The organism is Gaetbulibacter aquiaggeris (assembly GCF_044003965.1).
Lineage (GTDB): Bacteria > Bacteroidota > Bacteroidia > Flavobacteriales > Flavobacteriaceae > Yeosuana > Yeosuana aquiaggeris.
In genome coordinates this window covers 571,348-585,457 of sequence record NZ_JBAWKC010000002.1, presented here as the reverse complement: position 1 = coordinate 585,457, position 14,110 = coordinate 571,348, and the positions used below count along the sequence as shown (strand labels likewise).

The following is a 14,110-nucleotide window of genomic DNA, read 5'->3' as shown; positions in this document are numbered from 1 at the left end:
AGGTTCTAATTGTAACGTGTACTGACCTATTAATATAAGTTTAGTTACCTTTTAAAACTGATATCTTAATCCCAATGCAATATCAGAACCATAATTGTTTTTGTAATAACCATTCCCACCAAATTCAGGTCTAAAATCTAAAGAGATTAATAATGGAATTGGAAAATTATACTCAATACCTATGTCTCCTGCAGCAAATGCAAATGTATCGTTATAATGATCATTGTTATAATCATAACCATAAGTACCTAATCCACCACCTACACCAACATACCAGTTGAAACCACCGTCGATGTTCATTACCCATTGGTATAAAGCCGCTAACTTGATAGCATCATCATCATAACCGTTATTATTGAAGTCTTTTCTGTTTCTCCAACCTAAATCTAGTTCAAGTCTAGTGCTGTTTCCCAAAGCTCTTTGGTAAGAGATTTCAGTTCCGAAGCCACCACTGTCTCCTAAACGTAATCCCAAGGCATTTTTTGAAATATCTTGAGCGTTCATTGTTAAACCAGCCACTAATAATATTACGGTTGCCATTATTGTTTTTTTCATGTTATTCATTGTTAAAGTTAATTATATTAAATTTTTGCGTTTGCATTTTCTTCTGATTTCGCTCCCATTCTATTAAATGTGTACATAGGTGCAAATTTTAATTTTAAACCAGCAATTTTATGATTGTCAGCGCTTGTTAGCCCCTCATTTTCAACCGTGTTTTTTCTGGTATCAATGGCTTCATATAATAATTTAATTTCATCCCAATCTTCTCTGGAGTAATTGTCTTTATTAGCCTCAACCGTATCTACAAAATTTTGATAGACACTTAATATGTTGTCTTTGTTAATCCACTCAAACTTCATGTCATCATTAGCATAGTTTTGTCCTAAAAGAGATATTCTAAAGTTGTTTTTTTGAACTAGTATATCTTGATATTCCTTTTCAGCTAACTGTGTTTTGTATTCTTCAAATTTTAATGTTGAGTTCTCTACCTCATTTTTTAAGGTTTCATTGTCCTTAAGCTCTTTTAAGTTTTCGTTTGCTGTAAATTTATAGGTGCTATACCCATTTTCAATGTTGTTCCAATTGGATTTGGCCTCAGCAAGATCTAAATTAGATATGGAATCGACATAGTTTGAATACGCTTCAGTGCTTACTGCTGCAATCTGTGTCTTTTTATCTTTACACGATGTAAATACTAAGCCTAATGCACATAAGGCGATTGTAAATTTTATTGTTTTCATAATTTTTAATGTTTAATATTTTTGGAAATTATTTTCATTGTAAAATATTGTATTGTGAATCCCAATACCTGTTTAATAATTGATTTTGATTTACCTACAAAGAGTTTTTTTGACAGGTAGCCACCAGATAAGCTTATGAGCGATTCAAATAAATTACCTTTAACTTCTGGCGCTTCTTTAATATCCATCAAGGCTCTTGTTAATAATCTTGAAGGTCTTAATTCTTGATAGGTAGTTTCAAGTTGTATTGAAAGTACTTTAAGGCTCTCATGTCTTTTACTCTCCAGATATATAATTTTATTTTCCAGAATTTGGTTTTGATTTCTATAATTTCTCATCTTGACCAAACTCAGATTCAATGTTTTCCTTTTTTCTGGATTTTAACAATTTTGCAATCACCAAATTTGTAATGGGTGTTTTGATAAATTTGTTACTGAAAAAATAAATAAGAATGGCAATAATTAAATAGAACCCAGAGACTATTAAAAACCCCAGATAATGACTCCCCATTAAATTGCCAATCAATAAACTAATGGCAATGTTTACAAAGAGAGTGAATAATGAAAACACTAAAACTATAGATATTCTTGATACTAAAGACGATACAACATCAGCCGTAATGTCTATAACATTCAATTTATACAGCTCAAAACTAGTTTCAGTATATACTTTAACTTTATCATAAAGCAATTCAATATGTTTTGCAGCGGTTTCCATTTATTTAATAATTAGGCCTTTTTCATTTTCTCTTTTAATTCTTCCTTTTCCTTATTTAGCAATTCTTCCCCATTATGCTTTATTGATCCGTATTTTTCTGAAACCGTATCAAGAAAATCATCAAAACTTTCTTTTAAATTATCTTTTACTTTTTTGGTTTTTGATCCTATTTTCTTTCTGGTTTTTTCTCCCTTGTCAGGAGCTAATAATACTCCTAATGTGGCGCCTAAGGCTAAGCCTGCGACTAATCCTAATATGGCATTATTTGATTTCATCTTTTTTAAATTTTATTAAATGTTTTCTTTATTCTTTATGAACCTAAATTCTTTTGCCACCTATTAATCTTAAAAGTATAGCTATAACAGCCAGAACTAATAATATGTGAATGATTCCACTTGAACTGTAGACAAAAAATCCTAATGCCCAACCAATTACAAGTACTACTGCGACGATGTATAATAAGCTTCTCATTTTGTTATGTTTTAAAGGTTCCTATTTATTTTGATGTTGTTATGGTTTCAACTCTATTGGATATTAACACTTTAGTTGTTCCAAATGATTTTTCTGCCATTTGTGCTTCTTATAAATTGGTTTGATGCTAATGTTTCAGATGCAAAAATTGATTTGTTCATGATTCTGTAATACTATATCTGTCTATAAGATGACTACAAAGGTGAGGTAGAAGGAAGTGTTTTATGTTACAGTATTTCAGATTATCATTGTAAGATTCCAATTTCTTGTCCTGAATCTTAAAAAATAAAATGATTAATTTGTAATGCGGTTTTGTTTATAGACTAAGAAACCGGTAAATAAATAATAAATGTAGCACCAATATTGATTTCTCCTTTGGCAAAAATATATCCTTGATGATTATCAACAATCTTTTTGCATATGGAAAGCCCAACACCTGTACCTGAATATTCTTTTTTATTATGAAGTCTACTAAATAATTGGAATATTTGATCTGTATATTTCTGTTCAAAACCAATACCATTATCTGTAAAAGTAATTTTATGGTATAAACTTTTAGATGCTTTTATTAAATCAGGCTCCTCATCAGCTTTCACTTTTGAATAGTTTATTTTAATAATTGGCACCGTTTCTTCTCGACTGTATTTTAAGGAATTACTTAATAAATTTGAAAATAATTGCTGTATCTGAAATACAATTACCGTTGCTATTGGCAAGGTATCACCCGTAATTTGTGCTTTTTTTTCTAAAATAATTTCAGCCATATCTTGTTTGGCATTTTCAAAAAGAGTATTTAAATCTGAACTAATAAATTCTTTATCAGGCTTATTAGTTCTTGAAAACTGAAGCAAATCATCTATTAATAAACGCATCCTTGTGGCTGCTGATTTAATACGGTCTAAATATTGACGTCCTGAATCTGAAAATTTATTACCTTCCTTTTCTTCTAACCTAGAAATAAAGGTTTGTATTTTCCTTAAAGGTTCCTGCAAATCATGACTGGCGGCATAGTTAAAAGCGGAAAGCTCCTTGTTATTTCGTTCTAGTTTTAAATTATGTTCTTCAAGTGTTAAGATGCCTTCTATCTCATAAGTAACATCACTGGTGTTTCCTATTAATCTTTTTTGTCCGTTAACACTATAAAAAGATTTTGCATAAGTTTTTAGATATTTTATTGAACCGTTTTTTTGAATAATCCTGTAATTTGTAATGGGCAACTCTTCAACCTTAATCATTTTATCTAAATCTTTAGAAAATTTTTCCATATCTTCAGGGTGAACAAATTTTAAAAAATTATCAAAAGTAGCTTCAAAAGATTGCGGTTCTTCTCCTAAAAGGCGATAAAGATTATCTGAATAAGCAAATATATTAGACTCAATATGCCATATCCAGTTACCATGTTTACCAATAATTTCAGATTGATTTGTAGCTTCTTTAAAGATTAATAACTGGTCGTTTTTTGCTTTTATGTGTTTTAAGTCAATACTAATCTTATTGTAGGCTATAATTATTAATATGAGTGTAACCAATAAAACTGAATAAAAAAATAAGGGTGTAAATTGTGAATCACTCTGATATTTTTCTTGCCTGATATTAAGTAGTTTATTTTCTAAATCAAACATAGTATTAGACTGACGTCTGATACTATCAATTATTATTTTCTCTTTAAAATAAAGCGTTCTAAAGGCTTCGGTATTTGTTTCATTATTTTTAACAAAAACATTCGATTTATAAAAGTTAGAGAAAAGGCTATCGGTTAATATATTTAAAACCTTTAAGTTTTCCTGTTGCTGTGAATTTTCTTTGATCAGGCCTTTTAGTTTTAAAAAAGAACTGTTAACCTTTTCACTTGCATTTAAATAAGGCTTTAAATATAAAGTATCTTTTGTTGCTATATAATTTCTATATCCGCTTTCTGCATCTCTTAAATAAGAAACTATATGCTCTAATTCAACATTAACTTTATAAGTTTTAACAACTACCTCTGTAGAGTCTTTCAAATTGGCAATGTGTCTGTATGTAAAGCCTCCTATTAAAAGAATGACAAACAAACTCAATAAAAGTATGACTCTTAAAAATGATGTTGATTCAAACAAATATTTCTTTTCCATTAGACTCGCAATAAAAAGTTGTCCTTGTTCAAACTGTTAGTATGATATTGCCAGTTGATAGACACCACTTCTGAAAGTACTTTTTTAAGTTTTTTAAAGTCCGCTGGTTTTTTGATGTAAATATTGGCCCCTAGCACAAAGGTTTTTTCTATATCTTCTTCTGATGCTGAGGTTGAATAAATAGCGATAGCTATTCCAGACATTTTATCATTGTCTTTAATTTCTGCTAAACATTCCAGTCCGGTTTTTTTTGGCATATTTAAATCCAGAAAAAGGACGTTTGGCATAACGGCTTTATCGGTATTTAAATAATTCATAAGTTCTTCGCCGTCTTTAAAGGTGTTGACTTTTGTGTTGATCTTTAATTCATCAAATGCATCTGTAAAAAAAAGGATATCATCTTCATCATCATCTGCAAGAATTATGTGGATGTAGTCGGTATGCATATACTAGTCGTTTTTTTGTTGGGCAATTATTCTTCTTTTAAAAATAATCCGTTGAAAAGCTGATGGGGTAATACCTGTTGTATTTTTAAACTGTGTACTTAAATGTGCTACGCTTGAATAATTGAGTCTAAAGGCAATTTCGGTTAAATTCAGATCTGTATTTAAAAGGAGCTGTTTTGAATATTCTATTTTTTGAATGATAATAAAGTTTTCAATGGACGAATACGTAATTTCTGAAAATAAATTGGAAAGATACCCGTAACTGTGTCCCAGTTTTTCAGATAAATAGACCGAACTTTTAACATTCACATTGGTCTCTTCATTAAAAACCATATCTATTATGACATCTTTAATTCTTTGAACCAAAATACCTTTCTGACTTTCTACTATTTCAATACCATAGTCATTTAATGAATTATTTAGTGCCATAGATTCTTCTGGGGTCAATTTTTTCAGGAGCTCAACTTCACCAAAACCTAAAATTTTATATTCCAAGTTAAGTTCATTAAACTTAGACTCCACTACCTTTTTACTAACGGTATTAAAATTGAATTTTAAAAATAATTTCATAAAACAGGTTAACTTTTATTAGTAGGCTAACAGGTAAAGGTAGTGAAGGGTTTGCTATAAATGGCCGTTTCTTTAATATTAAACCAGTTCAAAATAAACACATAAAAACTATGTTTGTTTCATTTTTCTTATTTTTCTCCATGCCTTTAGTCTATTTCTAACGGTACTTTGTAGGTGTTTATCAATTGGCTCCCCCATTAAAAATCCGTAGGGGTGATATCCCGGTATATTATCAAAAACAATTTTTAATGCAGCTGTAATTGGCAAGGCCACAATCATGCCTTCAATACCCCAAAGCATTGAAAAGATGATCAGTGACAGAATAGACATAAAAGAATTGATACTCACTTTAGATCCTGTAATTTTTGGTGTGATAAAATTACCCTCCAAAAATTGTATAAAACCAAATATGGCAATAACCCCAAAAGCATACCATGCACTGTCTTTAGTAGCCAGTGCAATGATGGCCGGAATTAGAGAGCCAATTATAATGCCTATGTAAGGAATTAATAATAAAATAGCAGCCAGAAATCCAAAGAAAATGGGATTTGTAATACCTAATATTAAAAGCCCGATGGTGTTAAGTGTGCCTACAATAAAGATAACTTTTAAAAGCCCCAGTAAATAATTTTGTTGAATGTTATAGACTTTTCTAATCATTCTGTTTAAAAACACTTTTGGTTTATTTCTGAACAATTTATAACAAAAGGCTTTAAAAAATCGTCTATAATATAAAAAGAAAAACAGATAAATTGGTATTAAAACCAAATAGCTAAACAAAAAACCAGACTGGTAAATAAGCCCTCCAATTTTATCAAAATGCCCTTTTAATAAACTTTCCATTCGCAAATCTTTTGTGAATAAAGAACTTCGTCTGCTTATGCCCAAAGTATCATAAGTAAATTCTATAAAGTTGTAGTAAAGGGTGGTTAATTTTGCAATATAGTTTTCGCCGTTATTGATCAAGGCATTAAGTCGATAAAAAATTATGATCCCCAATAAGGCAATGACGCTGAAAATGATGGTTATGGAGCATAAAGAAGCCAATAAGCGATGGCATCTCCATTTTTTTTCTAAAAAATCTTGAATCGGAAATATCATGATCGCCAATATGATGGCATACAAAAGAGGCATCAAAAGCGGCTTTAAAATATATAATAGAAAAATGATAGCAATAAGCGAAAATAAACCAAAAGTATTACTGTAATTTAAAGTTTTAGTATTCATTGGTGAAGCGGGTTGTTTGAGAAAAAATTCTGCCTTACTAACTTTCATAGTAATTCACTAACCAACCAACTAAATTAATTACTCGAATTTAAATCAGTTTTCAGGCAGAGTGTTTTTTATGGATTTGAAATTATTTAGTTATGACCTATAATAACTTCTCATTAGACAACATGATGAATACACTTGTAATATGAATATCATACCTCTTTTTAACATGTTTCTTTGTGTAGTTTTTGTAGTATGTTTAAATATTTTATTTACTTTTTTTTTCCTAAAAGACCTGCAAAAAGCAAGACTAAACCTAAGCCTATTATAAGATAAGAGTTCTTGTTATCTTGCGTTTTAATAACATCTAAAGAACCTATACTAACAACAGCCTCTGGGGCAATAAATGTATATATTCCATATCCTAATAACAACGCACCTGCTACTACGAATATCATTTTAATTGAGTTGTTCATCATTATTATATTTTCATTTTTAACTGATCTGAATACTTTACTCATAGTAAATATTCTTATCAAGAGACAAAGGTAGATGCAGAGCTAACTTTTTGCATTACATAATTTTTTATGAATGTTATATAATTGATAGGATGTTTCTAAAAGGAAGTAATCTTCAAAAAAATCAAAATAAAAGTCGCTTGTTAGAAATAAAAAAACCTCCAACTTAAAAAGGTTGAAGGTTCTTTTTGTAGAATGATTTAAAAAATGTTGAATCTTTTAATATTCAAATTGGAACCATTTGATTCATCAACAGTTGTTTCTCGCTCAACATGTGTAAAATTTCTACCTATATTATCGCATACACAAATAACTAGTATCTTTCTATAATAGTTCAATAATGGATTCTCCTACTTGAGTTGTTGTTAAACTTCCACCAAGATCAGGCGTGGTTTTAGTTGATTCTGTTATTTTTTCTATGCAGGCAAATAAATGGGCTGCAGCTTCTTTTTCGCCCAAATACTCCAACATCATCACACAAGACCAAATGGTGGCAATGGGGTTCGCTATATTTTTGCCATATATATCTGGAGCACTTCCATGCACAGGCTCAAACATACTAGGAAATTTTCCTTCCGGGTTTAGGTTGGCGCTAGGGGCGATTCCCATACCACCCGTACATACAGGCCCAAGATCTGAAAGAATATCACCAAATAAGTTAGATGCCACAATAACATCAAACCAATCGGGATTTTTTACAACTTGTGCACAAAGTATATCAATGTGGAATTTGGAGGTGATTACCTTAGGGTTTTGTTTCGAAATATTTTCAAAAATGTTGTCCCAAAAGATCATGGAATGAATAATCCCATTTGATTTTGTAGCACTTGTTAGTGTTTTTTTTCGATGATGTGCCAGTTCAAATGCATATTTTACGATGCGTTCCGTTCCTTTTTTACTAAATACACTATGTTGTATCACCATTTCATTTTCCGTATCCGGATATATGATCCCTCCTAAATCGGAGTATTCTCCTTCAGAATTTTCTCTAACTATTAAGTAGTCAATATTTTTCTTTTCTTTTAATACACCATTAATCCCCTTAAGAGACTTTACTGGCCGCAAGTTTACATATTGATCAAAGGCTCTTCTAATAGGAATGAGTAATCCCCAGAGCGAAATATGATCAGGAACGTTGGGCATCCCTACCGCACCTAATAAAATAGCATCGCAATCAGCAAGTTTCTTCATCCCATCCTTGTCCATCATGGCACCATGTTTCAGGTAGTAGTCACAGGAATAATCGAAAAATTTAAATTTGAGTTGGAAGTCAAATTTTTCCGATAGTTTTTCTAATACTTTAAGTGAAACGGGAACTACTTCTTTTCCGATACCATCGCCTGGAATGATATTTAATGTGTATTTATTATGCATCGATTTTGTTTAAAACGGGTTCTCAAATGCGTTAAAATCCCAAAGACTTGGTAACACAAAATAGACCATTACCAGAACCAATAAGATAGATATGACATTCATCACAATTCCAACTCTTACCATATCAGAAATTTTTAAGTAATTAGATCCAAAAACGACTGCGTTGGGTGGTGTAGCTACCGGTAACATAAAGGCACATGAGGCTGCTAAGGTAGCACCAACCATGAGTAAATAAGGATGTACATCGAGCATCACTGCAGTGGGAGCTAATATGGGCAACAACATGGCTATAGTGGCCAAGTTAGAAGTGATTTCAGTTAGGAAATTAACAACTGTTATAACTACCAAGAGAATGATGAATATTGAAAACCCATTAAGGTGCACCATCTTTTCAGCAATAAAAGTAGCTAATCCGCTAGCTTGAAAACCTGAAGCAATAGCCAAGCCACTTCCAAAAAGCAATAAAATTCCCCAAGGTAACTTGACGGCGTCTTCCCAATGCATTATTTTTTCGTTCTCATCAGGTGAACTAGAATTGAATATAAACAAGCAAACCCCTGCGATAAGGGCAATGATGGAATCATCAAGGTCAGGTAAAAATAAATTCAAGAAAAATGATCTTGTGATCCAGGAAAAACCAGTAAGAATAAAAACAGATAAAACTATTTTTTCTTCATAACTCATCTTTCCTAAGTGACTAAGCTGTCTTTTGATTTCAACCTGCCCCTCCTCAAATTCTGTTTGTTGAAACTTAAATGCCACTCGTGTTAAATATATCCAAGAAATAAATAAAAGGATGAGCGAAATAGGAAGTCCAAACTTAATCCAGTCCAAAAAACTAATCTCTATGCCATATAATTCTTGCACTATACCTGCAAAAACAAGATTTGGTGGTGTTCCAATCAAGGTAGCTAACCCACCAATAGAGGCACTAAATGCTATAGATAGCATCAAAGCTTTGCCAAATATTAGGTTTTCATCTTCAGGTGTGCTTTTTAAGTCTTTCATTTGTTTCACAATAGCAATCCCTATAGGTAGCATCATCACTGCAGTTGCGGTGTTTGATATCCACATGGATAAAAAAGCCGTGGCTATCATAAAACCTAAAATTATTTTCCGCACATCAGTGCCGATCAAATTAATGATGTTTAAAGCAATACGTTTGTGCAAATTCCATTTTTCGATGGAAAGCGCTAATATAAACCCCCCTAAGTAGAGAAAAATATACCGATGCCCAAACGACGCTGTGGTTTCATCCAAAGGCAATGCCCCGGAAAGTGGAAAAAGAATAATAGGCAATAGCGATGTAGCTGCTATGGGCATAGCCTCAGTAATCCACCATATGGATACCCATAACGTGCATGCCAGCACTGCATTTCCTTGATCTGAAAGCCCGTCTAAATGTAATGCATATCGGGTTAATATGAACAATATTGGTCCTAAAAACAGCCCTATCTTTTTTGTATTCAATTTTAAATATTTTTTAAATATTAAAGCACTAATTGTTAAACAGCTGGTTTAGTAAAGCTTTAAACTCAGGTGATGTATAAATTGCTGAACCGTTATGCGAAATTCCTTGGGTAATTGTTTTTTTATGGTTATGGCCAGGCAATTTTAAGCCCATATATAAATACATGTTTTCTCCTCTTTGATAACGTGATGACCCAGACAATACAGCTTCACAATCGGATATATTCAATTCACTGTCGGTCCCACTACCATTACCTAATAAGTAAGTTATGCTTCGGTTCACAAATCGCTCATCAAATGCCGTTTTGTCTAAAACATTTACGTAATCAGGGGCAAGCTCATATCCAAACGGCCAAAACCGCAGCCCGTTACAGTTGGAGGGTACATACAAATTATTGGTTTGTTCATCAATCCGCTGGTTTGTGGGATAATAGAAATACTGACTTTCACTTACTATATATTCAAAATGAATGTCAGTATGCGTTGATTCTGAGCGATTTCCTGCAGCATAAGTGTGCACAAAACGACCACCTGAAGACTGCCCAGTTACCACAATCTCATTTAATACAGGGAAATGGTTTTTATCTGCCAAACGATTGATAAGAATATCTAAAACCTCAAAAGAACTTATTTTAGTAGTTCCATTGGATGCTTTCCCATCTCTGTAACCCAGAGAACTCCAGTATAGATCTCCACTTGAGACCTCACTCGATTTGAAATCTGGTGCAATTAATACTGTTTTTTCAGATATCCCCAAAGCTTCAAAAGTTGTGGTCATGTAACCATAATAGTCATCTGGATTTATAGAAGCTCCATGTACTACAATAACTGCTTTTTCTAGATTTTGCCATTGAGCATTATCTTCATAGATAGGATAATTGGCGTAGAAGTCAAAATTTCCTTCTCCTGTGGCGTTTGAAATAAGAACAGATTGCTTGCAGTCATTTCCATTTAAACATGCAGGTCTTTCATAAATGGTATCATCCACTTGAGTTTTAAAACTAAAATTAATCACTTCTGAAAGAGCCTCTCCGTTGATACCAATAGCCCCTTCTAGCTCAACCTCATAAGTACTGTTATATTCTAGATTAAGTAATACTTCGATAGCCGATGAATTATTCAAGTAATTAATGGAAGCTATAGTTAAATTAGACGATGGATTAATTTTCAAAGCCTGTTCAAATGAATTAAGATCAATACTCTTTGAAAAAACAAACCTTAATTTTGGATTAATACTTATATTATCCATTCCAGAAATAACTTTACCGCCTTCAATAGTTACTGAAAAAACATTTATTTGCCCAAGCTCCTGTTCACCAGAGTCTTTAGAACAACTGGTGATCAAGAGCAAAAACAAGACAGAAACAAATAATTTATGTATGTACATTAAATTGACTTTAATTTAATTACAAAATGGATAAGGGCAGCTTGAACTACTATTGTCTGTCGCTGTTGCAGCACAATCCAAAGCCCCATTGATCCAAGCCCTTGCCGTTTTGTAGGCCCAAGAACCTGTGTATTCCCAAGACTGACCTGTTCCATCAACATTGGCGTCGCCAAAAGTTTCAATAACATTACCCTGGTAGAAAAGTTCTATGGCATCATCACCATTTTGAGAGACAAAATCATCTTGTAAAACAAGATCAAAGTTGTTATAACAGTTACCATAATACGTTGCTATGGCTGCTGGAACACGAGCAATTAGTATTTGATCACCTTCAGAAACAGACACTACCGGGAAGGTAAATTCAACACCATCAGTTCCGCCTCCATTATTAGCAACACCTAATCCGTATTCACTTAAGTCAGAAATATCTCTGTTTGCCCTTACGTGAATAGTTTTGCCATCATTAACTCCGGCACCACTCCAAACCATAGCTGTTACTCCTTGCAGTTGCAATGGACTGCAGAAAGGGTAAGCTGCTGTAGAAGTTGCATTAGTGGCTCCCGCATTGACTACGGCACCTGCTCCGGCATAAATCCATGCACCATCCAATTTATAGGCCCAAGAGTCCGTATATTCCCAAACTTCACCTGTTCCATCAACTCCTGGTTCTCCAAAGTATTCTATGGCGGTTCCGTCTTTATATAGCACAAATACATCGTCACCATTTGCCGTCATTCTTGTAGATTCATACACCGTAAATGAGTCAAAACAAGACTCAAAATAGGCCTGTGCATTTGCTAAATCTAAATCACGGACAATAAAAAGCTGATCTCCTGCAGAGGCTGATGACCCAGTAGGAAATATAAATTCAATATCAAGTGGGTCTGGCACAGCGCCATTGCTGGCAATTTCAACACCATAAATGCTCAAATCAGCAATGTCTGCTATAACCGATAAGTGAACAGCTCTTACTTGACTAGATGTTCCGTCATAAGTTTGTAGCTCCATAACCCCTTTAAACTCAAGTAAAGGAGCCTCATCAATCAAGTTTAAGGTTAAAGCTCCTGAAGTTGAAGGCACACAATTGACTAAATTATCAACATTAACAATTATTGTTTCAGGGCTTTCAGTTTCAATATCTACCAAGCTTGAAATCAATATAGTAGCAGAGGTTTCTCCAGCTGCAATAATCAAACTGGTTTGGTCAATGGTATAATCAGCATCAAGTTGTGCTGTACCGGACAGAACGATATCAAAACTAACGTCTTCAAGAATACTTTCACTCAATGAGGCGGTAAGTATTAATTCATCTCCTTCAAATACATCCGTACTTTCGGCTGATATTGATAAAACCGGAGGCACAAATGCTTTTGTAGTGAACAATAACTGATAATCTGCAATAGAAGATTCACTTCCTGTTCCATAGGTTCCTTTTGGCAAGGTAAGTGTATAGTTGGTTTCATATGCTAATGGGCTGTTAAAACTAACCGTAATAAAAGAATTAGTCTCATCATAGGAAAGTGAATAATCAATAGCGGGTGAAACAGAAAGTGCCGATTCAAACGCAGTTTTGTTTACGCCATGTGAAAAAATCAATTCCATTTGACCCAGCGGATCAAAATTAGCAATCGGTCCGGTTACAGAGTTACCATTATAATTTACTTTAAGAACGCGAAAGTCATTTGTAATGGGAAATGTTTCATTGAGGTCATTGTTTTCACAAGAAAAATATGTTAAAATGGTGGTGCTTGCAACAAGCAACATCAGCAGAATACTTTTAATTTGTTTTTTCATTTTATTATTAATTTAAACGAGTTTTAAAATCATAATCATCAACCAACTGTTGCAAAAAATCAGCATTATCCTGACTTAAAAACAGCAGCCATAATTTTTGTCCGTTTTTGTCAACAGAAGTTATACGTTTCGGAATATCAATTGTTTTTTCGTTGGTAAAATATTTAAAAAAGGCCAAACCATTTAGATAGGTTCCATGTTTGGAAGGATGTTTGTCATCATCGTCAAACATGTTCAAATCTGGACGCCATTTGCGTACTTCTGAAAACAGATTTCCGCAAGGCACCACATCAACCCCTAATCGTTTACCCATGTCATCATATGCGGCTGCTATGTTTTTAATCATTAATGGATTGGAATGATAGGCCCAAGTCATCATCAATACAGGAATTGCATTTTTACTTCTTATAAGTTCAACCATTTGTTTACTTGACTCAAAAAAACCTTCAGGGTCATCAATTGTAACCAAACTGTGATGGTTTATAACCACATAATCAAAAGTTTGATCATTTAAAATATCAATCGTTTGAGTGCCATTTGTTTGATTAAGGTGCTGAGATATTTTTGACCCACCTACCAAAGAAGTTCGGGTCTCAATATGTAACTTTTCACTAAATGCAGACATGGCATTAAGGACTTGCGGAAGATTATAGAAATAAGTAAAACTATTTCCTACGAACAGTACACGCAGCGTGTCTTTCTTCACACCTCCTAGCGTGTCTTTCCCTACTTGAGCGAAGCTACTGCACCCAAAGAGACCTAATAATAGTACAAATAATATGTTTTTAAATTTCATTAT

Annotated in this window: 16 protein-coding genes; all 16 read right to left on the bottom strand. The window is 33.0% G+C overall.

What is annotated here, in order from left to right; translation table 11 throughout:
- Positions 1-51: 51 nt before the first annotated feature.
- The 16 genes from V8G56_RS08865 to V8G56_RS08790 all read right to left on the bottom strand — a co-directional run bounded on the left by V8G56_RS08865 (position 52) and on the right by V8G56_RS08790 (position 14,107).
- A complete protein-coding gene (locus V8G56_RS08865) occupies positions 52-555 on the bottom strand; it encodes a hypothetical protein (RefSeq protein ID WP_395438090.1) in 504 nt (167 codons plus the stop codon).
- Positions 556-581: 26 nt separating this feature from the next.
- Positions 582-1,241 (bottom strand): hypothetical protein, encoded by a 660-nt coding sequence (locus V8G56_RS08860; RefSeq protein WP_395438089.1) that lies wholly within the window; start codon positions 1,239-1,241, stop codon positions 582-584.
- A 5-nt stretch (positions 1,242-1,246) separates the two neighbouring features.
- The gene (locus V8G56_RS08855; RefSeq protein WP_395438088.1) at positions 1,247-1,579 is read right to left on the bottom strand and encodes a hypothetical protein; all 333 of its coding nucleotides are present in this window, start codon (positions 1,577-1,579) and stop codon (positions 1,247-1,249) included.
- Positions 1,566-1,958: a hypothetical protein gene (locus tag V8G56_RS08850; protein ID WP_395438087.1), complete on the bottom strand. Its 393-nt coding sequence runs from the start codon at positions 1,956-1,958 to the stop codon at positions 1,566-1,568. Before V8G56_RS08850 ends, V8G56_RS08855 begins: the two co-directional genes overlap by 14 nt.
- Before the next feature lie 11 nt (positions 1,959-1,969).
- The gene (locus V8G56_RS08845) at positions 1,970-2,233 is read right to left on the bottom strand and encodes a YtxH domain-containing protein (RefSeq protein WP_395438086.1); all 264 of its coding nucleotides are present in this window, start codon (positions 2,231-2,233) and stop codon (positions 1,970-1,972) included.
- Positions 2,234-2,276: 43 nt separating this feature from the next.
- The gene (locus V8G56_RS08840; RefSeq protein WP_395438085.1) at positions 2,277-2,429 is read right to left on the bottom strand and encodes a lmo0937 family membrane protein; all 153 of its coding nucleotides are present in this window, start codon (positions 2,427-2,429) and stop codon (positions 2,277-2,279) included.
- A gap of 323 nt (positions 2,430-2,752) precedes the next feature.
- Positions 2,753-4,540, bottom strand: coding sequence for a CHASE3 domain-containing protein (locus V8G56_RS08835; RefSeq protein WP_395438084.1), 1,788 nt, complete (start codon positions 4,538-4,540; stop codon positions 2,753-2,755).
- Positions 4,540-4,986, bottom strand: a complete 447-nt coding sequence (locus V8G56_RS08830; protein WP_395438083.1) for a response regulator — start codon at positions 4,984-4,986, stop codon at positions 4,540-4,542. The genes V8G56_RS08835 and V8G56_RS08830 overlap by 1 nt, the downstream gene beginning before the upstream one ends.
- 3 nt (positions 4,987-4,989) lie before the next feature.
- Complete coding sequence (locus V8G56_RS08825) at positions 4,990-5,556, bottom strand: helix-turn-helix domain-containing protein (protein ID WP_395438082.1); 567 nt, start codon at positions 5,554-5,556, stop codon at positions 4,990-4,992.
- Positions 5,557-5,664: 108 nt separating this feature from the next.
- Positions 5,665-6,783: an AI-2E family transporter gene (locus V8G56_RS08820; RefSeq protein WP_395438081.1), complete on the bottom strand. Its 1,119-nt coding sequence runs from the start codon at positions 6,781-6,783 to the stop codon at positions 5,665-5,667.
- A gap of 257 nt (positions 6,784-7,040) precedes the next feature.
- Positions 7,041-7,289: an LPXTG cell wall anchor domain-containing protein gene (locus tag V8G56_RS08815; RefSeq protein WP_395438080.1), complete on the bottom strand. Its 249-nt coding sequence runs from the start codon at positions 7,287-7,289 to the stop codon at positions 7,041-7,043.
- A 321-nt stretch (positions 7,290-7,610) separates the two neighbouring features.
- A complete protein-coding gene (locus tag V8G56_RS08810; RefSeq protein ID WP_395438079.1) occupies positions 7,611-8,660 on the bottom strand; it encodes a tartrate dehydrogenase in 1,050 nt (349 codons plus the stop codon).
- 9 nt (positions 8,661-8,669) lie between these two features.
- Positions 8,670-10,130, bottom strand: a complete 1,461-nt coding sequence (locus V8G56_RS08805) for an SLC13 family permease (protein WP_395438078.1) — start codon at positions 10,128-10,130, stop codon at positions 8,670-8,672.
- Positions 10,131-10,158: 28 nt separating this feature from the next.
- Positions 10,159-11,517 (bottom strand): Ig-like domain-containing protein, encoded by a 1,359-nt coding sequence (locus V8G56_RS08800; protein ID WP_395438077.1) that lies wholly within the window; start codon positions 11,515-11,517, stop codon positions 10,159-10,161.
- 15 nt (positions 11,518-11,532) lie between these two features.
- On the bottom strand, positions 11,533-13,311 hold the full coding sequence (locus V8G56_RS08795) for a nuclease (protein ID WP_395438076.1): 1,779 nt from the start codon (positions 13,309-13,311) through the stop codon (positions 11,533-11,535).
- Positions 13,312-13,318: 7 nt separating this feature from the next.
- A complete protein-coding gene (locus V8G56_RS08790; protein WP_395438075.1) occupies positions 13,319-14,107 on the bottom strand; it encodes a hypothetical protein in 789 nt (262 codons plus the stop codon).
- Positions 14,108-14,110 lie beyond the last annotated feature (3 nt).

Bases quoted from the DNA above. Each gene is read 5' to 3' on its own strand.
- V8G56_RS08865 (WP_395438090.1), bottom strand. From the start codon at position 555: ATGAAAAAAACAATAATGGCAACCGTAATATTATTAGTGGCTGGTTTA.
- V8G56_RS08840 (WP_395438085.1), bottom strand. From the start codon at position 2,429: ATGAGAAGCTTATTATACATCGTCGCAGTAGTACTTGTAATTGGTTGG.
- V8G56_RS08850 (WP_395438087.1), bottom strand. From the start codon at position 1,958: ATGGAAACCGCTGCAAAACATATTGAATTGCTTTATGATAAAGTTAAA.
- V8G56_RS08795 (WP_395438076.1), bottom strand. From the start codon at position 13,311: ATGAAAAAACAAATTAAAAGTATTCTGCTGATGTTGCTTGTTGCAAGC.
- V8G56_RS08820 (WP_395438081.1), bottom strand. From the start codon at position 6,783: ATGAATACTAAAACTTTAAATTACAGTAATACTTTTGGTTTATTTTCG.
- V8G56_RS08830 (WP_395438083.1), bottom strand. From the start codon at position 4,986: ATGCATACCGACTACATCCACATAATTCTTGCAGATGATGATGAAGAT.
- V8G56_RS08835 (WP_395438084.1), bottom strand. From the start codon at position 4,540: ATGGAAAAGAAATATTTGTTTGAATCAACATCATTTTTAAGAGTCATA.
- V8G56_RS08825 (WP_395438082.1), bottom strand. From the start codon at position 5,556: ATGAAATTATTTTTAAAATTCAATTTTAATACCGTTAGTAAAAAGGTA.
- V8G56_RS08810 (WP_395438079.1), bottom strand. From the start codon at position 8,660: ATGCATAATAAATACACATTAAATATCATTCCAGGCGATGGTATCGGA.
- V8G56_RS08855 (WP_395438088.1), bottom strand. From the start codon at position 1,579: ATGAGAAATTATAGAAATCAAAACCAAATTCTGGAAAATAAAATTATA.
- V8G56_RS08790 (WP_395438075.1), bottom strand. From the start codon at position 14,107: ATGAAATTTAAAAACATATTATTTGTACTATTATTAGGTCTCTTTGGG.
- V8G56_RS08800 (WP_395438077.1), bottom strand. From the start codon at position 11,517: ATGTACATACATAAATTATTTGTTTCTGTCTTGTTTTTGCTCTTGATC.
- V8G56_RS08815 (WP_395438080.1), bottom strand. From the start codon at position 7,289: ATGAGTAAAGTATTCAGATCAGTTAAAAATGAAAATATAATAATGATG.
- V8G56_RS08845 (WP_395438086.1), bottom strand. From the start codon at position 2,233: ATGAAATCAAATAATGCCATATTAGGATTAGTCGCAGGCTTAGCCTTA.
- V8G56_RS08860 (WP_395438089.1), bottom strand. From the start codon at position 1,241: ATGAAAACAATAAAATTTACAATCGCCTTATGTGCATTAGGCTTAGTA.